Source organism: Nocardioides pini (assembly GCF_026712185.1).
Lineage (GTDB): Bacteria > Actinomycetota > Actinomycetes > Propionibacteriales > Nocardioidaceae > Nocardioides > Nocardioides pini.
This window is the reverse complement of record NZ_JAPPUX010000001.1, coordinates 917,865-939,947: the sequence shown is the minus strand read 5'-3', so window position 1 is coordinate 939,947 and position 22,083 is coordinate 917,865. Positions and strand designations below refer to the sequence as shown.

The window sequence follows — 22,083 nt, the reverse complement described above, 5'->3', positions numbered from 1 at the left end:
CCGGGACGGCCTGTGGACGACCGCCCGCGCCCCGGGCTGTCGTGGCACGGTCGGACGGTGCCCCTCCGCCCGCCCTCGCCGTACGCCGCCGGCACGCGCGCACAGCTCGACTGTCCTGACCCCTGGACCGACGCCGCCGTCGCCGCGCTCTCCGCGGCCGGTGTGGTCGTCGACAGCACCGCCCCCGTCGGGATCGCCGTCGCGCCCGCCCGACTGGTCTCGGCCACCGTCGACGCGTGGTGCGTCGACTCGTTGCCGCACGTGCTGGTGGGGGTGCAGCCCTACGCCGTCGAGGTCGGACCGTGGGTCGCGCCCGGCATCGGGCCGTGCGCGCGGTGCGTGGCCGCCGCGGTGCTCGACGAGGGGGACCGTGCGGCACCGGGCCCGGTGCCGCGCCCGCTGCTCGCCCTCGCCGCCGGGGCGGTCGCCCGCGACCTCCTCGCCTGGTCGCGGCGCGAGCTGCCCCACACGTGGCTCACGTCGTGGCGCGTCGACCACGAGCCGCTGCCGGTCGCGCGACGCTGGCAGCGCCACCCCTACTGCGGCTGCTCGTGGTTCGACACCGGACCGGACACCGCCTGACGCGGACCCGCGGTCACCACCACTCGCTGTCGAGCTTGCTCTCCATCGCCCGCAGGTGGGTGCGCGAGCACGTGTCGCAGAAGGCGCGCCGTCGGCCGTTCTCGACCGCGGTCGTCCAAGTGAGGGTCTCCCCCTCCGGGGCCTGGGTGCCGCAGAAGTCGCAGGTCACGAGGTCGCTCACGCCTCAGAGGCTACCCCCGCGGGCGTGTCCCGGACGTGCCCCGAACGTGCCACGAGCCGGCACGTCGTCACCGTGACGACGTACCGGCTCGTGAGGTGTTCACCCGCGATCAGGGTGAGCCTCCCCCTCCGGGGGGAAGGTCAGATCGCGCGAGCGAGGGCCAGACGCGCCTGCTGCGCGGCCTGCTCGGCCTTGCGGCTCATGCGACGGGCCAGGGCCATCTGGTGGCCGCGTCGCAGTTCTTGCGCCTCTCCCAGGCGCGCGGTCATTTGCGCGCGTGCGAGTTCTTCATGCATGAGATTCATGTCGTGCCGTCCATTTCGGTAGGTCTTCATCGGTGGTTGTTCCTGTACTTCCTCGGAGGTGACTGAGCGGTGGCGCCTCACGCGGCTGCCCCGTCCTTCTGGTTCTGGCCGGACTGAGCGGCGACCTGCTCGGACTTGCGGGGCCGGCCTCGCGGCCGCTTGCGCGGGATCACCACGCCCTGGAGGAAGAGCTCGCCTCCCCAGACGCCCCACGGCTCACGCCGCTCGAGGGCTCCGTCGAGGCACAGCGCCTGCACGGGGCAGTCGATGCAGAGGGCCTTGGCCTGCTCCACGTCCGCGGGGGACTCGGCAAACCACAGCTCTGCGTCGTTGACGCGGCAGGGCAGCAACTCCTCATCCACTCCGGCAGCTGCGTCGTGCAGGGCTCCGAGCGGGGCCTGGGGCTCCACCTCGGTTGCGTCGGCAGCTCGGTTGCGGTCGAGAACGCTGATGGTCATGTGTTCACCTCCTCCTCGTTGACCTGATCGCGGTTTGTGACTCACTGGGACAAACAGAAAGGCCGCGGATCCCGGGTTTCGGGTTCCGCGGCCTGGAGGCTGCCGATGCGAGTTGTCTCAACTCGTCGGTGGACTCCAGGCGGGAAGACCCGGGAAGACGCCCTTGACGCGCTCGATGGACACAGCGGTCCCCTGGAGCGCAGCTGCGACATCGACACCGAGGACGCGCACATCAGTGGCGCAGCGGTGGCCGGCAGCGGGCATGCCGAAGGACGGCGTCCAAGCCGTCATGGTCTTCGTGTAGTTCTCCATCAGGGCCACCTCCTTCGGGGCGTCGGGCGCGGATCCTTGTCAGGGATCCCATGCGCGGGTTGTCGTTGAGGGAACGTTAGACCCCTCACATCGTCAGGGGCAAACCATTTAATGGGTATTACCGAGAATTTTTTCCGAAGCGCCCTTCGGACGCCCGCGGCGCACCGTCAGGCGCGGGTCTCGGCGACGAGGGCGAGCACCTCGTCGCCGTACTTGGCGATCTTGCCCGGGCCGACGCCGCTGATCTTGCGCAGGCCCGTCTCGTCGGTGGGGACGTGCTCGGCGATGAGCTGCAGGGTCGCGTCGGTGAACACCACGAACGCCGGCACGCTGTCCTCCGCGGACCGCGCCAGGCGCCACTCCCGGAGCCGCTCGAAGAGCGCCTCGTCGTAGGACGCGGGGCAGTCGGCGCAGCGGCCGGTCTTCTTCTCCACCGACGTCGACAGCGCCTTGCCGCACTCGCGGCAGTGCATCGCGGCGCGGTTGCGTCGGGTGCGCTCGCGGCGCTGGGCGGACACGCCCGGCACGCCGTCGAGGAGGGGCGCGAGGAACGGCGAGCTGCCGCGCGTGGAGCGGCCGCCGGGCTCGCGGGCGGTCGCCCACGACACGCTGAGCTCGTCACGGGCGCGGGTCATCGCGACGTAGAGGAGGCGGCGCTCCTCCTCGACCTCTGCGGGCGTCTGCGCCTGCGAGATCGGCATCATCTTGTCGTGCATGCCGGCGACGAACACGGCGTCCCACTCCAGGCCCTTGGCGGAGTGGATCGTCGCCAGGGTCACGGCTTCGGCGACCGGCGCGTGCTGCTCGCTGGCCCGGCGGTCGAGGTCGTCGACGAAGTCGCCCACGCTCGCCTCGGGACGCTCGCGGCCGAAGTCGGCCGACAGGTCGACGAGCGCCTGGAGGGACTCCCACCGGTTGCGGACCTCTCCCCTGCCCTCGGGCGGCTCCGTGGAGTGGCCCATCTGCGACAGCACGGCCACGACCGCCTCGGACACCGGGCCGGAGGCCTCGCCCGAGCGGGCCGCACCCCGGACGAGGGTGATCGCCTGCCGCACCTCGGGCCGGTCGAAGAACCGTGCAGCACCGCGGACGACGTAGGGGATCCCGCGGGCTGCGAGCGCCTCCTCGAACCGCTCGGACTGCGCGTTGATGCGCAGCAGCACGGCCATCCGGCTGGCGGGGGTGCCGGAGGCGCGCAGCGCGGCCGCGCGGTCGGCGACCGCCTCGGCCTCGGCGACCTCGTCGGTGGCCTCCCGCCACGTGATGCGGGCGCCGGAGGGGCGCTGGGCGACGAGGTCGACACCCTTGCTGGGGGTGCCGTCGAGGAGCCGGTTGGCCGCCGAGACGACCTCGGGGGTCGAGCGGTAGTTGCGGACCAGCTCCACGCTCGTCGCGGAGGGGAAGGCTTTCGTGAACTCGCGCAGGTAGCGGGCGTCGGCGCCGGCGAAGGAGTAGATCGTCTGGGCCGGGTCACCCACGACGCACAGCTCGTCGCGCCCGCCGAGCCACAGGTCGAGGAGGGCGTGCTGGAGGGGCGAGACGTCCTGGAACTCGTCGACGACGAACCACTTGTACTGGCGGCGGACCTGCGCGGCCACGGCCTCGTTGTCGGCGAGGAGGCCAGCACCGAGGAGGAGGACGTCCTCCATGTCCATCCGGCCCTGCCCGCGCTTGACCTCCTCGTAGGCGTCGAACGCTCGGGCCACGACCTCGGGCTCGAGCCCCGAGACCGCGCGGCCGCGGGTGCGGGCGATCGCGGCATAGGTGTCGGGACCGACGTTGGAGACCTTCGCCCACTCGATCTCGCTGGCGAGGTCGCGCAGCGTGGCCTGGTCGACGCCGAGCCGCTGCCGTCGGGCGGCGAGCGCGAGCATGCTCAGCTTGGACTCGACGAGCTCGGGCAGCTCGCGCTGGTGGACCCGCGGCCAGAAGAACCGCAGCTGGCGCAGCGCGGCGGAGTGGAAGGTCCGCGCCTGGACGCCCGGCGCCCCGAGGACGCGCAGCCGCTCGCGCATCTCGCCCGCCGCACGGGTGGTGAACGACAGCGCCAGCACCTCGGTCGGCGCGTAGACGCCCTGCGCGACCCCGTGGGCGATGCGGTGGGTGACCGCGCGGGTCTTCCCGGTGCCGGCTCCGGCCAGGACGCGCACCGGCCCGCGCAGGGCCTCGGCGACCTGTCGCTGCTCGGGGTCGAGCGCTTCGAGCAACGGAACAACTCCTGCGGCGTCGTGGTTGGGACCGGTGGAGGGTGGCGACCACCCTCCTCGCCAAACCCTAGACGCCGGAGGGGACACTCCATCCATGACCTTCACCATGTTCACCACGCCGTGGTGCGGCTACTGCCACCGCCTCAAGAGCCAGCTCGACCGCGAGGGCATCGCGTTCTCGATCGTCGACATCGAGCAGGAGCCCGAGGCGGCCCTGACCGTCGAGCAGGCCAACGGTGGCAACCAGACCGTGCCCACCCTCCTCTTCTCCGACGGCAGCACTCTGACGAACCCGTCGGTGGCGCAGGTCAAGGAGAAGCTGGCCGCGATCGCGTGATGCTGGCATGGAGCCCGATCCGCGCCGGGGTTAGCCTGACGTCGTGTCACTGCTGAACTCGATCGACCGCGACCACGTCCTCACCGCGATGGAGACCTGGGACGCAGCAGGTGGGGCCAACTACATGCTGGTGCGCGGCGGCGTCTCGACGCACGTGCTCATGCACCACGGCAAGGAGTACGACGCCGCGGCCATCGCCGGCATCGCCCACGGCCTCGCGACGGGGCGCACCCTCACGCCCGCCGACATCCCCGGCGGCTCGGCGGGGGCGAGCAAGGCGCTGACCCGCCTCGGCTTCGACATCCGCGACGACTCGCCCCCCACGGAGCGGGTGCCGGGCACCCGCGCCCGCACCCCGCGTACGTCGTCGGCGTCGCCCCGGTCGTCGCGCGCCTCGACGCCCCGCACCTCGCGCGTCGCCGCGTCCGACAAGCCGGTCAACCTGTGCCCGCGGTGCTTCATCGCGCTGCCCGCGACCGGCATCTGCGACAACTGCGACTGACCCGCCGGCGAAGGGTTTAGTCCCACCCGGGGCCGTCGAGCGGGCGGCCGAACCAGCTCTCGATGAGCGAGGACGAGATCGAGATGCCGCGCGGGACGACGAGCTCGCCCGACCGGCCGGCGGCCTCGAAGTCGGCGCGCGTCCACCACCGCGCCTCCTCGATCTCCGCGCCGTCGACGTCGATCTCGGTGGTCAGGGCCCGGCCCGTGAAGCCGAGCATCAGGCTCGCGGGCAGCGGCCACGGCTGGCTGCCGAAGTAGGCGACCTCCCCCACCCGCACGCCGACCTCCTCGTGCACCTCGCGGCGCACGGCGTCCTCGAGGGTCTCCCCCGGCTCGCAGAACCCGGCGAGCGTGGACCAGCGCCCGGCCGGCCAGGCGGTGTTGCGGCCGAGCAGGATCGCCTCGTCCGCACCCTCGCCGTGCGTGATGGCCATGATCACGGCGGGGTCGGTGCGCGGGAACTGGGCGCGGTCGCACCGGGTGCACCGCAGCTCGTGGCCCGCCGCCCGGCTGGCGAGGGTGCCGCCGCAGCGCGGGCAGAAGCGGGTCGCGTGGTGCCACTCGGCCAGGCCGATCGCGTGCATGACGAGGGGCGCCTGCTGGGGGCTGCCCTCGGCGAGCAGGGTCAGCACCGAGCGCAGCGGCACCCACTCCTCGGCCTCGCCGGGCGCCTCGTCCGGCGGCACCAGGACGGCGACGTGCACGACCCCGTCGCTGTCACCGAGCAGCACCGGGGTGCCCGTCGGCGCCTCGTCCGGCGTGACCCACTGGACGGCGCCGTCGACGGGGCGGAGCCGGTTGCCGGCGACGACCAGCACGCGGGTGGACGGGTCGGACATCTGCTCGGCGAGCCACGCCTCGTCGGTGCGCCGGAGCCCCATCCGGTTGTGCGCGTGGGCGGAGAGGGCGACGTGCGGCAGGAGGCGTTCGGGGCTCACGGCGTCAGGCTAGCGCCGGACCTCTTTGACAATGATTCTCACTTGGGTTGAGAATCATTTTCATGAGGCCTCGAGTCCCTAGGCTGGGCGCCGTGAGCACGCACATCGGCGCCCAGCCCGGCGACATCGCCCCCACCGTCCTGCTGCCCGGCGACCCCCTGCGGGCGAAGTGGATCGCCGAGACGTTCCTCGACGACGCGCGCTGCTACAGCGAGGTGCGCGGCATGTACGGCTTCACCGGCACCTGGAACGGCCACCCGGTCTCCGTCCAGGGCTCCGGCATGGGGCAGCCGTCGATGGCGATCTACGTCAACGAGCTCATCACCGACTACGACGTGCAGTCCATCGTCCGCGTCGGCTCGTGCGGTGCCGTGACGGACGCCGTCGGCGTGCGCGACATCATCATCGCCTCGGGCGCGTGCACCGACTCGTCGATGAACCGGATCGCCTTCCACGGCATCGACTACGCCCCCGTCGCCGACTTCGGCCTGCTCCGCGGCGCGGTCGAGGCGGCCGAGGCGCGGGACGGCTCGCCCTTCCACGTCGGCCTGATCTTCTCCAGCGACTCCTTCTACCCGGCCCGCCCCGAGCTGCTCGGCGAGATGGTGAAGTACGGCGTGCTCGGCGTCGAGATGGAGGCCAGCGCGCTCTACACCCTCGCCGCGAAGCACGGCCGCCGCGCGCTCGCGATCTGCACGGTCTCCGACCACATCGTCACCGGCGAGGAGACCACCTCGCACGAGCGCGAGCAGACCTTCGGCGAGATGGTCGAGATCGCGCTGACCGCCGCGCTCCGCTGACCTGCTGGCCGGGCGGTGCGTGAGCCACCTCGGGCGACCTCGGGACGTGGGTGGGCCACCGCTCGGCGTACGACCCTCTGCCGACCACGCTCCACCACCCAGGCGTGCCTCGCCGCCAAGGGCAGCGCGTCAGAGGTCGGCGAGCAGCTTCTCGAGGCCGGCGCGGTCGGGCAGGTCGTCGGGGTGGACGGTGCGACCGGAGCGGACGTAGTGGAAGGCGGCCCGGACGCGGTCGAGGGGCGTGCCGGTGAGCTCCGCCCAGGCGAGGCGGTAGAGCGCGAGCTGCAGAGGGTCGGCCGTCTCGTGGCGGCCGGTCTTCCAGTCGACGACGAGGTAGCCGTCGCCGTCGGCGGACGGTTCGGCGTAGACCGCGTCGATGCGGCCGCGGACCACCTGGCCACCCAGGACGAGCGCGAAGGGCGCCTCGACCGCGTGGGGCGCGCGATCGCCGAAGGGCCCGTCCTCGAAGCGCTTGACGACCTCGCCGAGGTCGGCCTCGTCGTCGATGCCGGCGTCGGCGCGGCCGGGGAGCTCGTCGGGCTCGATGAGCGCCTGCTGGCCGAAGCGGTCCTCGACCCAGGCGTGGAAGGCCGTACCGAACCGGGCGGCGGGCGCCGGCGGCCGGGGCATCGGACGCGCGAGGTCACGGGCGAACGCCTCGGGGTCGTCGCGCAGCCGCGCCATCGAGGTGGCCGACAGGCTGCTCGGCAGCGGTAGGTCGATCGACGTCGACCGCTCGGCGCGGGCCTCGGTGATCAGCTGGACGAGGTCGTCGTCCCACTCGGCGACTTGTGCGGCCTCGACCATGTCGAGGCCCTCGTCGGGCGCCGTGCGGTCGATCGAGCGGACCAGCTCGGCGGCGGCGAGCCGACGAGCCGCCTCCTCCCCCGGGCCCGGCACCGGCCAGGGCTTCGAGGGGTCGATGTCGTCGTTGGGGTTGGGCGACTTCGGTGGGGGCTTCTCGATCCAGTGCTCGACCGGCTCGCCCCACTCCTCGAGCTGCTCGCGGACGACGCGCTGGTAGTCGGACGGCCCGAACGGCGTCGCCCGCTGGCCCCAGACGTAGGAGGTGACGGCGAGGTGGTGGGCGGCGCGGGTGTAGGCGACGTAGCCCAGGCGCAGCTCCTCCTCGGCGTCGTGGGCCTTCGTGGCCGCGCGGTAGGCGTCGAGGGCGGCCTTGTCGTGGCCGGCGAGCTGCGGCTGGTCGGCGCGGTCGCCGCGCAGCGGGGCGGGCAGCACCGCGGGCGAGGACGTCCAGAGCGTGCGCGACCGGTTGCTCGGGAAACGGGTCTCCCCCACCCCGACGCAGAACACCGACGACCACTCGAGGCCCTTGGCGCGGTGGACCGTCAGCAGCTTGACCGAGTCGGCCGCGGTCGGCGTGGCGACGTCGAGGCCGTTGCCCTGGTCGTCCTCGGCGGTGAGGTAGGCCAGGAGGGCCGGCAGGGTGACGTCGCCGTCGACCGACTGGAACTCCGCCACGGCCTTCACGAAGAGGTCGAGGTTGTCGCGACGCGCGGCCGCCGCGGGCGAGGTCGCCGACGCGAGCTCGACGTCGACGCCGGTGGTGTCGATGATCCGGCGCACCACGTCGAGCAGGGGGTCGCCGACGTGGGTGCGCAGCCGGCGCAGCTCGGCGGCGAGGAGGGCGAACCGGTCGAGCGCCTCGGGTGAGTAGGCCGCCTCGCCGGGCGACTCGACGGCGTCGCTCAGGGCGGGCAGCTCGGCCGCGTCGATGCCGTCGGCGATCTGGAGGAGCTGGTCGGCGACCGTCGCGGCCTCCCTGCGACCGCGGACGCCCGCGATCTCGGCGGCCCGCAGCGCGAGCAGCCGGAGGTCACGGGGCCCGATCGCCCAGCGCGGGCCGGTGAGCAGGGTGAGCATGGAGGTGTTGGCGGTGACGTCGTGGAGCAGCGTCAGCGTGGCGACGACCTCGGCGACCTCGGGGAGCCGGACGAGGCCGGAGAGGCCGACGATCTCGACCGGGATCCCCGCGGACGTGAGGGTGTCGTAGACCTCCTCGCCCTGGGCGTTGTCGCGGCTCAGCACGCCGATGTCGGACCAGTCGGTGCCGGCGGCGTGGGCCTCCTTCACGGCGTCGGCCAGCCAGGCCAGCTCGTCGATCGCCCGCTCGTGGACCCGGGTCTCGACGCGGCCCTCCTGCGCGATCTCGGCCGGACGGAGCCGGGCGACCTTGTCGCCGTAGGCGTCGAGCAGCGGCTGGGCGAGCCGGTTGGCGACCTCCAGGATGCGGCGGTCGGAACGACGGTTGACCGTCAGCGGCAGCCGGCCGGGCTCGCCGTCGGCGGCCGGGAAGGTCTCGGCGAAGTTGAGGATGTTGGAGACCGACGCGCCGCGCCAGCCGTAGATCGCCTGGTTGGGGTCACCGACCGCCATCACCGGGTGGCCGAGGCCGTGCTCGTCGTCGGGGCCGGAGAACAGCCGCGCGAGCATCGTGGCCTGGGCGACCGAGGTGTCCTGGTACTCGTCGAGCAGCACGACCTTGAAGCGCGCCCGCTCGATCTGGCCCACCTCGGGCTGGTCGTCGACGAGACGCGCGGCGAGGGCGATCTGGTCGCCGAAGTCCATCAGGCCGAGGTCGGCCTTGAGCTTGCGGTAGCCGCTGACGAGCTGGATCAGCTCGGCACGGCGGTCGATGGCGTTGATCGCCCGGGCGGGCGGCTCGAGGTAGGTCTTGCGCGCCTTGCCGGCCTCCTCCTCGGCGATGGCGCGTGCGAAGCCACGACGCGCCTCCTCGTCGGTCCGCCGTACGTCGTCCTCGCTGACGAGGTGCTCGCTCATCGCGCCGTCGAGGGCGAGGAGGTTCTGGATGGCGGTCGCGGGGTGGTCGGTCAGCAGCTCGATGTGGCCGGTGAAGCGCTCGATGACGCGGGCGCCGAGCTGGTAGCGGGAGGCGTCGGAGACGACCCGGGTGTCGGGCTCGTGGCCGATCCGGAGGCCGTGGTCGGTGAGGAGGTTGGCGGCGTAGGCGTGGTAGGTGGCAACGGTGGGCTCGAGGACGTCCTCCCCCTCCGCGACGACCGAGCGGTCGAGCAGCCCGGCGTCACCGAGGGCCTTGGTGACCCGCTGGCGGAGCTCTGCGGCCGCCTTCGTCGTGAAGGTCAGGCCGAGGACCTCCTCGGGGCGGACCTTGCCGGTGGCGACCAGCCAGACGACGCGCTGCGCCATGAGGGTGGTCTTGCCGCTGCCGGCGCCGGCGACCACGACGGTGGGTCGCAGGGGCGCGGTGATCGCGGCCCACTGCTCGTCGCTGGCGGCGTGCTTCGCCTTCATCAGGACCCGGAGGTCCTCGGGGGTGTCGAGCCGGAGCGGCTCGACGGTCTGCTCGGTCACTGGACGGTCACGCTCCCTGCGCCCTTGGCCGGGCAGATGGCCACGAACGGGCAGTCGCGGCAGTGCGGGCCGGCCGTCGCGGGGAAGGTCTCGGCGCGGACCAGGGCGGCTGCGCGGGCCAGGCCCTCCCGCAGGACGGTGCGCTCCGGCCCGTCGACGGCGTGCGCGGGCTGGCCCTGGACCTTGGCGCTCGAGGAGTCGTCGTCGATGCCGAGCTGCACCAGCTCGGCGCCGCCGGAGGCGACGGGGCGGCCGGCGGCCTCGTCGAGCGCGCCCGCGTCGACGGCGTACTGGTAGAGGGCGAGCTGGAGGTTGCCCGCCACGGCCGGGCCGGACGGCGCGGTGCGGGCGCTCTTGAAGTCGACGACGACCACCCGGCCCGAGTCGTCGATCTCGAGCCGGTCGGCGAAGCCGGTGAGCATCACCGGGCGGCCGTCGACGTCGACGGTGCTCTGGAAGCGCTGCTCGGCGCCGAGCACCTGGCGCGGGTTGTCGAGGTGCCACCGGACGAACCGGGCGACGGCCTTGCGGATCCGGGCGAGCTCCCGCTGGCGGGACCACGGGGTGCGGAACGCGAGCCGGTCCCAGACGGCCTCGACCTCGGCCATCAGCGGCTCGACCTCCGCGGGCAGCTCACCGACGGCCACCCGCTCGGCGAGGGCGTGGAGGATCTGGCCGAGGTTGGCCGACTGGTGCACGGCCGAGACGCCGCCGGCCTCGCGCTCGAAGAACCACTGCGCCGGGCACAGCAGGATCGAGTCGAGCATGCTCGCCGAGATCGGCACCGGCCGGTCGGGGTCGCGGATCGGCTCGACGGACCGGGTGGCGCTGCGGGTGCCCCACCACGACGAGGGGTCGGCGGTCGGCACGAGCTGGCGGCCGTCGACCTCCTCGGCGGCGAGCGCGGCGAGCCGCCGGGCAGCCGCCTCGCGGAGCGCCGGCGAGACCGCCGGGTCGGCGGCGTGGCGCCTGAGCTCGGCGACGAGGCCGCCGAGCGACAGCGGCCGTGGCGGCCGGCCGTCCTGGTGCTCGATCGTGACGCCGAGCTCCTCGAGGAACCGCGACGGCTGCTCGCCGTCGTCGTCGGGCGACCGGACGGCGGTCACGACCAGCCGGCGTCGCGCGCGGGTGCAGGCGACGTAGAAGAGGCGGCGCTCCTCCATCAGCAGCGCGCGGGTGGTCACCGGCGGGACCAGGTCGGGGTGACCCGAGGCGTCGACGCCGATCCGGTCGGCGCCGAGCAGGGTCGTGCGGCGGCGCAGGTCGGGCCAGCCCTCCTGCTGGACGTGGGCCACGACGACGAGGTCCCACTCGAGCCCCTTGGAGCGGTGGGCGGTGAGCAGCCGGACGGCCTTGCCGCGCACGCCCTGCTCGGCGAGCGTGTCGGCAGGCAGCTGCTGCTCGACCACGTTGGAGAAGAAGGCCTGGACGCCGATGTGCTCGCGCTGGTCGACCACGCGCGAGGCCAGGTCGAAGAGCGCGACGATCGCGTCGAGGTCGCGGTGGGCCCGCCGCGCACCCGCTCCCCCGAGGTCGACCTGCCGGCGCAGCCGCTGTGGCCAGGACGTCTCGGACCAGAAGTGCCACAGCACGTCCTCGACGCTCGACCGGTCGGCGAGCATCGTCGCGCCCGAGCGCAGGAGCGCGGCCAGGGCGACGGCGCGCTCGACGTCGGGGCCCTCGATCCCGTCGAGGAAGCCCTCCTCGACCACCGCGAGGCGGAGCAGCTCGCGGCTGGTGCGCCGGGCGGTCGCGTCGGGCAGCTCCTTCTCGCGCGTGCGGAGGCGGCGCACGAGCGCCCGCAGGTCGGAGGCGTCGAGCCCGCCGAGCGGCGAGAGGAGCAGAGACTCGATCCGGCCCGGGTCGAGGAAGCCCGGCGAGTCGGGGTCGTCGTTGTCGAGGTTGACGACCGCGCGCAGGGCGTCCAGCAGGGGCACGACGGCCGGGTCGTGGACGAGCGGCAGGTCGTCGGAGGCCACCTCGACGGGCACGCCCGCGGCGGCCAGCGCACGGCGCAGCGGCGGGATGCTCGTGCGGCCGGAGCGGACGAGGACGGCCATCCGGTCCCAGGCGATGCCGTCCTCGAGGTGGGCACGGCGCAGCAGGTCGGCCAGCCGCTCGGCCTCGGCGCGCTCGGTGTCGTAGGTGACCACCTCGACGCGACCCTCCCCCTGCGGGCCGGGCACGGCCTCGGGCGAGAGGAACGCCTCGCGCGCCTCCGGGGAGATGCTGCCGGTCAGCGTCAGCCGGCTCGCCACGCGACCGGCACCCAGCAGGATGCGCGACCCGAACCGCCGGGTGCGCTGCAGCACCACGACCGGCGCCGGGGCACCGGAGGTGGTCGGGAAGCTCGCCGGGAAGTCGAGGATGCCGCGCACGTCGGCCCCGCGGAAGCCGTAGATCGACTGGTGCGGGTCCCCGACGACCGTGAGGTCACGACCGTCACCGGCGATCGCACGGAGCAGCGCGACCTGGCCCGGGTCGGTGTCCTGATACTCGTCGACGAACACGTGCGCGTAGCGCGCCCGCAGCTCGTCGCGGTGGGCCTCGGCCTCGATGACCGCGCGGCGGATGAGGTCGGCGTAATCAGTGGCGCCGAGGTTGTCGAGGACCGTGAGGTATTGCTCGAGGAACAGCCCCGCGGCGATGAGCTCGGGCAGGTCGTGCTCGATGCCGAGCGCGCGGAGGCCGGCCGGGTCGAGGCCCTTCTCCCTGGCCCGCGCCAGCACGGCCTGCACCTCCCGGACGAAGCCGCGGGTGCCGACGGCGCGGCGCAGCGGCTCGGGCCAGACGACCGACTCGGGGTTGTCGCGGAGCAGCTCGCGCAGCACGACGTCGGCCTCGGGCGCGGACAGCAGCCGGATGGCGCCCTCGTAGAGCTCGGCCGGTGCGTACTTCCGGACCAGCGCGTAGGCGAAGGAGTGGAACGTCGAGCACGCGGCGGCGGACGTCGTGCGGGCGACCCGGGCCGTGACGCGGTCGCGCAGCTGCTCGGCGGCCTTGCGGGAGAAGGTGAGGGCCAGCACCGAGTCGGGCGCGGCGCCGCGGTGCTCGATGCGGTCGACGATCGCCTCGACGAGCGTCGTCGTCTTGCCGGTGCCGGGACCGGCGAGCACGAGGAGCGGGCCGCCCTCGTGGTCGACCACGCGCTGCTGGTGCTCGTCGAGCTGCGGGACGACGACCTCGCGCTCGGGCCGCACCAGGCGGTAGCGGGTGGACGTGGTGCTCATGGGGACACCCCATCACGCGGGACCGACAGTGTCCTGCCGGCCCCGCGGAGGGATGGGGACGGACCTCAGCCCAGGTCGACGATCGCCGCGACCGGGCCGCCGCCCTCGGGCCCCTGGTGGGCGGCGGAGACCGAGACGAAGACCGCCGGGTCGCCGGTGACCGCGGCGGTCACGCCGCCGACGCAGGACTTGATCTGGCGGTGCCAGTGCACGTCGGAGTCGTCGAGCATCGCGTTGCGGCGCCCGCGGACCATGCCGTCCTGGCTGGCCTCGCACTTGAGGAAGACGTTGACCAGCCGGCCGTCGAGGTCGCTGGTGCGCGGCCGATCGGGCAGGTCGAGGCCGGCGGACCGGATCGCCTCCCAGATGCCGTCGGCGTCGAGGGCGTCCTTCATCACCGAGTGGCCGATGCGGTAGCGACCGCCCACGCCCTTCGCGTTGCCCACGACCACGATCTGCGCCTGGTCGAGCTCGACTCCCGAGGAGCACGAGGCCACCGACGAGTAGAGCTCGCGGTTGTGCATGACGTCGGCGTCGGTGGGCATCTCGATCTCGCCGAGGGCGACGGCGATGCCGAGGCCGGTGACGCCGTTGGAGAGGTCCATCGACTCATGGGTGTGCTCGGTCCACACCGTCTTGCCGCGCGACTTGGCGTCACGGATGGTGTGGATGGTGAGCAGCGGGGTCTTCGTCTGCACGTAGTGGACGTCGGCCGGGTCGGTGATCCCGGCGCGCTCCATGGCGACCTTCACGCCCGCCGCGACCTTCTCGATCATCGCGGTGTAGCCGATCTCCTCGGGCAGGATCGCCTCGCTCATCGCGAAGCCGGCGGTCAGCCTCATCTCCTCGCGCGACGGGTCGTCCGCCGGGACGTCGGTCGTCGCGAAGATCGTGGCGTGGGGGCTGATCACGCCGTCGGTGCCGCCGGACCAGACGATCGGGATGCCCTTGACCTGCTCCGGGTCGGCGCCCTTGGCGACCAGCGCCTCGCGGAAGGCACGGTCGGCGATGATCCGCGTGTAGTCGTTGACGCCGCCGTTGCCCTCGGTCTTGCCGATGATCGCGAAGACCCGGTCGGCGGCGATGACGCCGTCGTCGACGAGCTTGGTCAGCTCCGAGGCGTCGGCCACGGAGTGGATGGGGACCTTGCGGACCTCTATGGCGCTAGGGGTGGCGCTGGGCATGGGGTTCCTTTCGGGCGGGGTTAGCGGGGTACGACGACGGTGCCGGCGTCGCCGGCGACCGCAGCGGTGATCTGGTCGAGGCTGGTGATGACGCCCGTGCCGCCGGTGCTCTCGACGAACCGGCACACGGCGTCGACCTTGGGGCCCATCGAGCCGGACGCGAAGTGGCCGTCGGCGGCGTGGGCGCGCAGCTCCTCCACACCCAGCCGGCCCAGGGGCTCGGCGTCCGGCTCTCCCCAGCGGATGACGGCGTTGGGCACGTCAGTGGCGATGACGAGCACGTCGGCCCCGGTGGTGCGGGCGAGCAGGGCGGCGCCGAGGTCCTTGTCGATGACGGCCTCCACGCCGGCGAGGGAGCCGTCGGGGCGGCGTACGTGCGGGATGCCGCCGCCGCCGTTGGCCACGACGACGAAGCCGGCCTCGATGAGCGCCAGCGCGGCCGGGGCGTCGAGGATCTCCCGCGGCTCGGGCGAGGCGACGACACGGCGCCACCCCTTGTCGCCGCGGTCCTCCCACGTCTCTCCGTGGTCCATCAGCACCTTGGCCTCGGCCTCGGGCAGGTGGCGACCGATCGGCTTGGTCGGACGGGTGAAGCCCTCGTCGGCGGCGTCGACCAGCGTGCGGGTGACGAGCGCGGCGCATCGTCGCTCGATGCCACGGACGGCGAGCTCGCGGTCGAGCGCGTCCATGAGGACGAAGCCGAGCGTGGCCTGGGTCTGCGCGCCGCACCAGTCCAGCGGGACGGGGGGCACGACGCCCGCGGCGAGCTCGTTCTTGACCAGGAGGTTGCCCACCTGCGGTCCGTTGCCGTGCGTGATGACGACGTCGTGGTCGTGCTCGAGGAGCCCGGCGACGGCGGCCATCGCGACCTGCGCCGCCTCGATCTGGTCCTCGGGGCGCGCCCGGCCGTCGGCGTTCGTCATGGCGTTGCCACCGAGTGCGAGCAGGACCCTCATGCGCTCACCGTAGTGAGCCACGGCACGCACCCCATCGGCACAATCGGCCAACGACCTCGACGGTCGTTGGCAACGTGTGCCAACGCCGCCCGGCTAGCGACCGCCGGCGACCCGCACCGTCGTGCCGGTGACGTAGGAGGCCTCCTCCGAGAGCAGCCACGCCACCGCGCCCGCGACCTCGTCCGGGGTGCCGGCCCGGCCCAGCGGCACGAGCGGTCCCACCCGCGCGACCCGGCCGGGCTCCCCCGCGTCGGCGTGGATCGTCGTGTCGATGATCCCCGGCGCCACCCCGACGACCCGGACGCCGTCGCCCGCGACCTCGTGGGCGAGCCCGACGGTCAGCGTGTCGACGCCGGCCTTGGCGGCGGCGTACTGGACGTACTCGCCCGGCGAGCCGAGCGTCGCGGCACCCGAGCCGATGTTCACGAGCACACCACCGGCGCCGCCGCGGCTGCGTCCCATCGCGCGCACGGCGGCCCGCGCGACGAGGACCGCCGAGGTCAGGTTGAGCTCGATCGTCGCGCGGACGACGTCGGGCGGCGTGTCGGCGAGCGGGCCGATGTGGAGCGTCGCGCCGGCGTTGTTGACCACGCCGGTGAGCTCGCCCGACGCGGCGAAGAGCTCGTCGATCCCCGCGTCGGTGGTGACGTCGGCACGCACGGTCGCGCACCGCGCTCCGAGTGCCCGGCACGCCTGCGCGGTGTGCTCGGCGGCCGCGTCGTCGCTGGCGTAGCCGAGCACCAGGTCGTGGCCGTCGGCGGCGAGCCGTCGTGCCACCGCCGCGCCGATCCCGCGGGTCCCGCCCGTGATGAGGGTGCGCATGCCACGTGTCTACCGGATGGACGGGGCGCGCGGGCGGCGATACTGGCCGGGTGGGCACGCGCAACTACCTCCTCGAGGGCGTCTCGTGCGCCGGCAAGACGACCGTGGCGATCGAGCTGCAGCAGCGGGGCCACGACGTCGTCCACGGCGACCGGGAGCTGGCCTACCAGGGCGACCCGGTGACCGGTGAGCCCCGGTCGGGCGCCCGGCACGAGCACCACGTCTGGGACGTCGACCGCGTGCGGGAGCTGGTCGCGGACGACACGGCGCCGGTGACCTGGTTCTGCGGCGGCTCGCGCAACCACGCCCGCTTCGTCGACCTGTTCGACGAGGTCTTCGTGCTCGAGCTCGACCGCGCCACGCTGCTGCAGCGGCTCGACGCGAGGCCGTCGGACGAGTACGGCGCCTCGCCGGCGGAGCGCGAGGTCGTGCTGAGGACGTACGACACCCGCGCCGACCTCCCCGCTGGGACGCCCGTCGACGCCACCCGTCCGCTCGACGAGGTGGTCGACGACCTCCTGCGCCGGACCGGTCAGGCGAGCGCGAAGTAGCGCAGGTAGACGTAGGCCCAGGCGACGATCAGCGTCGCGAGGGTCACCACGACGCCGTACCTCGTGAAGCCCCAGAAGCTGATCGGCTCCCCCGCCTTGGCGGCGATGCCGAGCACGACGACGTTGGCGCCGGCCGCGACCGCGGTGGCGTTGCCGCCGAGGTCGGCGCCGAAGACGAACGCCCACCACAGCGGGCTGTCCGCACCGGACGTCGTGGTCGTGGCGACCATGTCCTCGACGATCGGCACCGTGGCGGTCGTGTAGGGGATGTTGTCGACGAACGCGCCGATCACGCCCGACCCGAAGAGCAGGGCCGTCGCGCCGAGCAGCTCGCGGTCACCCATCGCCTCGGCCGCCCACTCGCCGACCGCGCCGATGACGCCGACCTGCACCAGCGCGCCGACCAGCACGAAGAGCGCCATGAAGAAGGCGAGGGTGTCCCACTCGACCTCCTCGAGGAACTCCTCGGGCTCCGTCCGCGAGACCAGGACCATCGCGCCGGCGCCCATCATCGCCACGACCGACGGGTCGAGGTGGAGCACGGTGTGCAGCCCGAAGGCGACCATCACCAGGAACAGCACCAGCAGGCACCGGCGCAGCATCCGGAGGTTGGTGATGGCGTCGGCGGGGCGCAGGTCGTCGAGCCCGTGCAGGTCGACCTCGTGGTCGAGGTCCGCACGGAAGAGCCAGCGAGCCATCACGACGAAGAGCACCAGCAGGATGATCGTCAGCGGCAGCGAGTGCACGAGGAAGTCGACGAAGCTCAGCCCGGCCCGGCTGCCGATGATGATGTTGGGCGGGTCGCCGATCAGCGTGGACATGCCGCCGATGTTCGAGGCCAGGATCAGCGAGACGAGGTACGGCGCCGGCGGCAGGCCGAGCCTCCGGCAGACCGACAGCGTGACCGGGGCGACCAGCAGCACGCACGTCACGTTGTCGAGGATCGGCGAGACGGCGGCCGTGATCAGCACGAGCAGCACGAGCAGCCGGTAGGGCTGCCCGCCGGAGCGCTGGGCCGCCCACAGCGCCAGGAACTCGAAGAGCCCGGTCTGCTTGAGGACGCCGACGATGATCATCATCCCGAAGAGCAGGAAGATGACGTTCCAGTCGACACCCGTGTGCTCCTCGAAGAAGGCCGTCTCGGCGTCGACGAGGCCGATGACGACCATGCCGGCGACACCGCCGAGGGCGGCGGCGACGCGGTGGACGCGCTCGGTCGCGATGAGGGCGTAGGCGACGATGAAGACCGCCAGGGCCGCGGAGGTGAGGATCACGCGATCCGCCTGGGCACGCCGAAGGCGCGGGCCGAGCGCGCGGGGTCGTCCATGTCCTCGGCCCAGCTGGCGAGCCGGCCGTAGCGGCTGACCGACCGCAGCCGGTCCTCCACCTGCGCGACCTGGACCAGGGCGGCGACGACGAGGACCTGGTCGCCGCAGCGCAGCACCGTGCGGGCGTCGGGGACGAGCACCTCCTTCCCGCGCGCGAGGATGGCGACCCCCGAGCCGGGCGGGAGCCGCAGCTCGCCCACCTCGACGCCGGACAGCCGGGAGGCGGGCTCGACCTCGAACCGCAGCAGGACCGCGTCGAGCCGGTCGAGCGTGGCGAAGCCGATCGACACCTTGTGGACGAAGCTGCCCTTCTCCTGCCAGCGCGGCTGGCGACCGCGCCCGATGGCGAGCCCGACGGCGAAGCCGGTCGCGGAGGCGATGAGGGCGACCGACACCGCGACCTCGAGCAGGTAGGGGGTGTCGCTCATCCTGTACCGCCGGTGAGCCTGGCCTCGACCTCGGTGACCGCCAGCGCGGTGGCCTTTGTCCCGACCGGCAGCAGACGGGTGAGCTGGCCGGGCCACCGGGTCTCGAGGGCCTCGAGGTCGTCGACGAGCGACTCCACCTCGAGTCGCTCCACGGCCCGGGCCACGGTGTCCTCGGCGAGCCGCGCCACCTCCGCGGTGGGGACGTACGCCGTGCCGGTGGCGACGTCGTGCACCTCCACCGTCAGGTCGGCGAGCGCGACCACGTCGACGCCGTCGCTCGTGCGCGAGCGGACCACGAGCGGCAGCACGCGCGGCTCGGTCGGCACGGGCTCGAACCGCTCGAGACCCGGCCAGCGGGCCACGAAGCCGGCGCGCCCGACGCGTACGACCTCCCCGCGCCGGACGACGAGGACGAGCTCTCCGGGCGCCACGCGGCGCACGCACGTCAGCGAGACGAGCAGCAGCCCCGGGCCGACGATCACCAGCCACACCACCCAGACGGCCCCGGTCGGGTCGACGGCGGTGTTCTCGTCCGGCGGCGGCATGCGACGAGTCTTCGCGGAGCCCGTGGTCGCGACCATGGGTGCCTGACCCCATCTGGACGGGGCTGCGGATGGCAGGGTGTCCGCATGCGTCTGCCCGGCCACCTCCCGTTGTTCTGGACGATCTGTCTGATCAACGGCGTCGTGCTGGTGGCCGCGGCGCTGCTCCTGCTCTTCTCCCCCGCCCGCGTCTCGGCCGACGCCGTGCCGTCCGAGATCGTCGTGATCGGTGCCGGGCTGGTCGTGATGATCCTGACCAACGCGCTCCTCATCCGGTGGGCGCTCGCACCGCTCCACCGCCTGATCGCCCGGCTCGAGGACATCGAGCACCTCGAGCCGACCGAGCTGCCCGAGGAGGGCTCCGGCCCGGTGCTCGGCATCGCACGCAGCGTCAACGGACTCTTGGAGCGGCTCGCCGAGGAGCGTCGCACCGGCGACGCGCGCGCCCTCGCCGCGCAGGAGGCCGAGCGCCACCGCATCGCCCAGGAGCTGCACGACGAGGTCGGGCAGAGCCTGACGGTCGTCCTGCTCGGCCTCAAGCAGCTGGAGGCGCAGGCGCCGGCAGCGCTGGTGCCGGAGCTGGCGGCGGTGCGGGAGAGCGCGCGCGCCGGCCTCGACGACGTACGCCGGGTGGCGCGGCGGCTGCGTCCGGGTGTCCTGGAGGACCTCGGCCTGACCAGTGCCCTTGCCGCGCTGGCGACCGAGTTCGCCGACCACAGCTCCGCGTCGGTGCGCCGCTCGTTCGCGCCCGGCCTGCCGGCCCTGAGCCAGGAGGCCGAGGTGGTGGTCTACCGCGTCGCGCAGGAGGCGCTGACCAACGCCGCCCGGCACGCCGACGCCCGCGCGGTCGAGCTGTCGCTGCACCGGCTCGGCGACCACGTCGTGCTGGAGGTGCGCGACGACGGCCGGGGGTTCACCGGGCTCACGGAGGGGTCGGGGCTGATGGGGATGCGCGAGCGCGCCGCGCTGGTCCGCGCGGAGCTGTCGGTCATCAGCCAGCCGCGTCACGGCACGACGGTGCGGCTCAAGGTGCCCGTCGACACCGCCGCGGAGGTGGGCGCGTGATCCGGATCCTGCTGGCCGACGACCACACCCTGGTGCGCCGCGGCGTACGCCTCATCCTCGAGCAGGAGCCGGACCTGTCCGTCGTCGCCGAGGCGGCCGACGGGGCCGAGGCCGTCGAGCGGGTGCGCGACACCGAGGTCGACCTGGTCGTGCTCGACATCGCGATGCCGCGGATGACGGGACTGCAGGCGGCTGCCGAGATCGCGCAGCGCCGCAACCCGCCGAAGATCCTCATGCTGTCCATGCACGACAACGAGCAGTACTTCTTCGGCGCCCTCAAGGCCGGCGCCAGCGGCTACGTCCTCAAGTCCGTCGCCGACGAGGACCTCGTCGGCGCCTGTCGGGCGGCGATGCGGGGCGAGACGTTCCTCTACCCCGGCGCCGAGAGCACGCTCGTGCGCGACTACCTCGACCGGATGCGTCGCGGCGAGCGGGTGCCGACGTCGGTGCTCACCGCGCGCGAGGACCAGGTGATCAAGCTGATCGCCGAGGGCCGCTCCTCGCGCGAGATCGCCAAGGAGCTGCACATCGCGCTCAAGACCGTCGAGGGGCACCGCGCCAACATCCTCGGCAAGCTCGGGATGCGCGACCGGGTCGAGCTGACGCGCTACGCGATCCGTGCCGGCCTGATCGAGCCCTGAGAGCGCGAGCGCTCACGGCAGGTTCCACCAGGTGTCGAGTCGCGCGACCGCGGAAGCCGTACGGCCCTCGCGGAGGACGCGAGCGAGGCGCATCAGGTACGCCGCGATGCCGGCGGTGCCCTGCATCCAGCCGACCCCCGGCGGGAGCAGCGGGTCGTCGTTGCGGTGCTCGGTGAACCGCCAGCACGCGCGGTCGTCCTCGACGATCGCGCGCTCGACGAGGGCGTCGCCCAGCACCTGCGCGAAGGCGAGGTCGTCGTCGACGCCGCGCAGCTGCCACGCGTCGAGGACGACGTCACCGACGCCGGCGGTGCCGCAGCAGCGGCCGTCGTTGTCCCAGAACCCCGGATGGAGCCGCTCCGGGATGCCGGAGGTGCGGAGGCTGTGCAGGCAGCGGCGCTGCCACTGCGCGGGGGTCTCCCCGGCGACCTCGGTGACGACGGCGTGCTCGAGCGCGGTGAAGAGCAGCGAGGTGCCGGTCGGGCCGTGGCACCAGCTGTAGGTGACCTCGTCGTGGTCGGGGTCCCGTGGGATGACGTGGGGAAGGACGAGGCCGCCGTCGCTCGTGTCGCCGAGCGTGACGAGGTGCTCGGCGCCGGACCGCGCCGCCTCGACGAGGTCGGGCCGGTCGAGCTCGGCGCCAGCGACCGCGAGGGACGCGGCGATGCCGGCGAGACCGTGCGACCAGTTGGGCATCTCCTGCTCGCCGCGCTCGGCCCGCACGGCCTCGGTGAAGCGGTGCGGCACGAACGGCCAGGTCGTCCCGGCCTCGGTCGCCTCACCCTCCGCCAGCAGCAGGTCGGCGGCGCGGTGGGCCAGGTCGGCCGCGCCCGGCGTGCCGGAGCGGTGGGCCCAGACGGCGCCGAGCAGGTTCCCCGCCGTGCCGAGCGTCGCGTCGTTGATCCGGGTGTGCGGCGCGAACCGTGGCGGCACCATCCACGGCTGCTCCCAGCCGTCGGCTTCCATCAGCTCAGCCAGCCGGGCGACCGCCTCCGCGGCTCCGTCGACCCGCAGCGCGGACAGCACGCCGAGGTCGCTGACCAGGCCGTCGAAGTAGGAGTACATCGCGGTGGTGGCGAGGTTGCCGCGGATCCGGGCGGCGATCCCGTTGGCGAGCCGCCGCTCCTCGTCGGTCCACCGGCGGGCTTCGCGAACCTCGGCCAGCACGTGCGCGAGGCCGCCGATGCCGCTGTGCATCCCGTCGCGGTCGTCCTCCGGCGGCCCGCCCTCGTGCGGGACGGACACCGGGATCCACGGACCGTCGTCGTCCCACCGCACCTGGTCGAGCACCCACCGCCAGGCGGCCTCGCCCAGGTCGGCGTACGTGTCGTGCGAGCCCATCCGGCGCTCCTCCTCGT

Annotated in this window: 21 protein-coding genes; 7 read left to right on the top strand and 14 right to left on the bottom strand. The window is 73.5% G+C overall.

Annotation, left to right across the window (positions count from 1 at the left end; genetic code table 11):
- Window positions 1-57: 57 nt before the first annotated feature.
- Window positions 58-582 carry a hypothetical protein gene (locus NYO98_RS04480; protein ID WP_268110326.1) on the top strand — a complete coding sequence of 175 codons (525 nt, stop codon included), beginning with the start codon at window positions 58-60 and terminating at the stop codon, window positions 580-582.
- A gap of 13 nt (window positions 583-595) precedes the next feature.
- Here the strand turns inward: NYO98_RS04480 and NYO98_RS04475 are convergent, their stop codons facing one another.
- The 4 genes from NYO98_RS04475 to NYO98_RS04460 form a co-directional block, all read right to left on the bottom strand.
- Window positions 596-763, bottom strand: coding sequence for a hypothetical protein (locus NYO98_RS04475; RefSeq protein WP_268110325.1), 168 nt, complete (start codon window positions 761-763; stop codon window positions 596-598).
- Between the two features lie 140 nt (window positions 764-903).
- Window positions 904-1,098: a hypothetical protein gene (locus tag NYO98_RS04470; RefSeq protein ID WP_268110324.1), complete on the bottom strand. Its 195-nt coding sequence runs from the start codon at window positions 1,096-1,098 to the stop codon at window positions 904-906.
- A gap of 47 nt (window positions 1,099-1,145) precedes the next feature.
- Window positions 1,146-1,526: a WhiB family transcriptional regulator gene (locus NYO98_RS04465; protein ID WP_268110323.1), complete on the bottom strand. Its 381-nt coding sequence runs from the start codon at window positions 1,524-1,526 to the stop codon at window positions 1,146-1,148.
- A gap of 479 nt (window positions 1,527-2,005) precedes the next feature.
- Complete coding sequence (locus NYO98_RS04460; RefSeq protein WP_268110322.1) at window positions 2,006-4,045, bottom strand: ATP-dependent DNA helicase UvrD2; 2,040 nt, start codon at window positions 4,043-4,045, stop codon at window positions 2,006-2,008.
- Window positions 4,046-4,139: 94 nt separating this feature from the next.
- Between NYO98_RS04460 and NYO98_RS04455 the strand changes: the two genes are divergently transcribed.
- Window positions 4,140-4,382, top strand: a complete 243-nt coding sequence (locus NYO98_RS04455) for a mycoredoxin (RefSeq protein WP_268110321.1) — start codon at window positions 4,140-4,142, stop codon at window positions 4,380-4,382.
- Window positions 4,383-4,425: 43 nt separating this feature from the next.
- The gene (locus NYO98_RS04450; RefSeq protein ID WP_268110320.1) at window positions 4,426-4,884 is read left to right on the top strand and encodes a hypothetical protein; all 459 of its coding nucleotides are present in this window, start codon (window positions 4,426-4,428) and stop codon (window positions 4,882-4,884) included.
- A 16-nt stretch (window positions 4,885-4,900) separates the two neighbouring features.
- On the opposite strand, the gene nudC is transcribed toward NYO98_RS04450, so the two are convergent.
- On the bottom strand, window positions 4,901-5,824 hold the full coding sequence (nudC, locus tag NYO98_RS04445) for an NAD(+) diphosphatase (RefSeq protein ID WP_268110319.1): 924 nt from the start codon (window positions 5,822-5,824) through the stop codon (window positions 4,901-4,903).
- A 92-nt stretch (window positions 5,825-5,916) separates the two neighbouring features.
- Here nudC and deoD point away from each other — a divergent pair, with 92 nt between their 5' ends.
- Window positions 5,917-6,624: a purine-nucleoside phosphorylase gene (deoD, locus tag NYO98_RS04440; protein ID WP_268110318.1), complete on the top strand. Its 708-nt coding sequence runs from the start codon at window positions 5,917-5,919 to the stop codon at window positions 6,622-6,624.
- A 129-nt stretch (window positions 6,625-6,753) separates the two neighbouring features.
- Here the strand turns inward: deoD and NYO98_RS04435 are convergent, their stop codons facing one another.
- The 5 genes from NYO98_RS04435 to NYO98_RS04415 all read right to left on the bottom strand — a co-directional run bounded on the left by NYO98_RS04435 (window position 6,754) and on the right by NYO98_RS04415 (window position 16,170).
- Entirely contained in the window at window positions 6,754-9,978 is a 3,225-nt protein-coding gene (locus NYO98_RS04435; protein WP_268110317.1) for a UvrD-helicase domain-containing protein, read from the bottom strand.
- Window positions 9,975-13,208, bottom strand: coding sequence for an ATP-dependent helicase (locus NYO98_RS04430; protein ID WP_268110316.1), 3,234 nt, complete (start codon window positions 13,206-13,208; stop codon window positions 9,975-9,977). Before NYO98_RS04430 ends, NYO98_RS04435 begins: the two co-directional genes overlap by 4 nt.
- 65 nt (window positions 13,209-13,273) lie before the next feature.
- Complete coding sequence (bar, locus tag NYO98_RS04425; protein ID WP_268110315.1) at window positions 13,274-14,392, bottom strand: barbiturase; 1,119 nt, start codon at window positions 14,390-14,392, stop codon at window positions 13,274-13,276.
- A 20-nt stretch (window positions 14,393-14,412) separates the two neighbouring features.
- On the bottom strand, window positions 14,413-15,348 hold the full coding sequence (locus NYO98_RS04420) for a carbamate kinase (protein WP_268110314.1): 936 nt from the start codon (window positions 15,346-15,348) through the stop codon (window positions 14,413-14,415).
- Between the two features lie 93 nt (window positions 15,349-15,441).
- Window positions 15,442-16,170: an SDR family oxidoreductase gene (locus NYO98_RS04415; protein ID WP_268110313.1), complete on the bottom strand. Its 729-nt coding sequence runs from the start codon at window positions 16,168-16,170 to the stop codon at window positions 15,442-15,444.
- A gap of 50 nt (window positions 16,171-16,220) precedes the next feature.
- Between NYO98_RS04415 and NYO98_RS04410 the strand changes: the two genes are divergently transcribed.
- Complete coding sequence (locus NYO98_RS04410; RefSeq protein WP_268110312.1) at window positions 16,221-16,721, top strand: AAA family ATPase; 501 nt, start codon at window positions 16,221-16,223, stop codon at window positions 16,719-16,721.
- Here the strand turns inward: NYO98_RS04410 and NYO98_RS04405 are convergent.
- Genes NYO98_RS04405 through NYO98_RS04395 form a run of 3 tightly spaced genes read right to left on the bottom strand, consistent with a single transcriptional unit; the run spans window position 16,703 to window position 19,022 of the window.
- Window positions 16,703-17,995, bottom strand: a complete 1,293-nt coding sequence (locus NYO98_RS04405) for an ArsB/NhaD family transporter (RefSeq protein ID WP_326494414.1) — start codon at window positions 17,993-17,995, stop codon at window positions 16,703-16,705. The genes NYO98_RS04410 and NYO98_RS04405 overlap by 19 nt on opposite strands.
- Entirely contained in the window at window positions 17,992-18,477 is a 486-nt protein-coding gene (locus NYO98_RS04400; protein ID WP_268110311.1) for a TrkA C-terminal domain-containing protein, read from the bottom strand. Before NYO98_RS04400 ends, NYO98_RS04405 begins: the two co-directional genes overlap by 4 nt.
- Window positions 18,474-19,022 (bottom strand): SPFH domain-containing protein, encoded by a 549-nt coding sequence (locus NYO98_RS04395; protein ID WP_268110310.1) that lies wholly within the window; start codon window positions 19,020-19,022, stop codon window positions 18,474-18,476. Before NYO98_RS04395 ends, NYO98_RS04400 begins: the two co-directional genes overlap by 4 nt.
- A gap of 84 nt (window positions 19,023-19,106) precedes the next feature.
- Here NYO98_RS04395 and NYO98_RS04390 point away from each other — a divergent pair, with 84 nt between their 5' ends.
- A complete protein-coding gene (locus NYO98_RS04390) occupies window positions 19,107-20,084 on the top strand; it encodes a sensor histidine kinase (protein WP_268110309.1) in 978 nt (325 codons plus the stop codon).
- Window positions 20,081-20,725 (top strand): response regulator, encoded by a 645-nt coding sequence (locus NYO98_RS04385; RefSeq protein ID WP_268110308.1) that lies wholly within the window; start codon window positions 20,081-20,083, stop codon window positions 20,723-20,725. The genes NYO98_RS04390 and NYO98_RS04385 overlap by 4 nt, the downstream gene beginning before the upstream one ends.
- A 12-nt stretch (window positions 20,726-20,737) precedes the next feature.
- Here the strand turns inward: NYO98_RS04385 and NYO98_RS04380 are convergent, their stop codons facing one another.
- On the bottom strand, window positions 20,738-22,066 hold the full coding sequence (locus tag NYO98_RS04380) for a lanthionine synthetase LanC family protein (RefSeq protein WP_268110307.1): 1,329 nt from the start codon (window positions 22,064-22,066) through the stop codon (window positions 20,738-20,740).
- Between the last annotated feature and the right edge of the window lie 17 nt (window positions 22,067-22,083).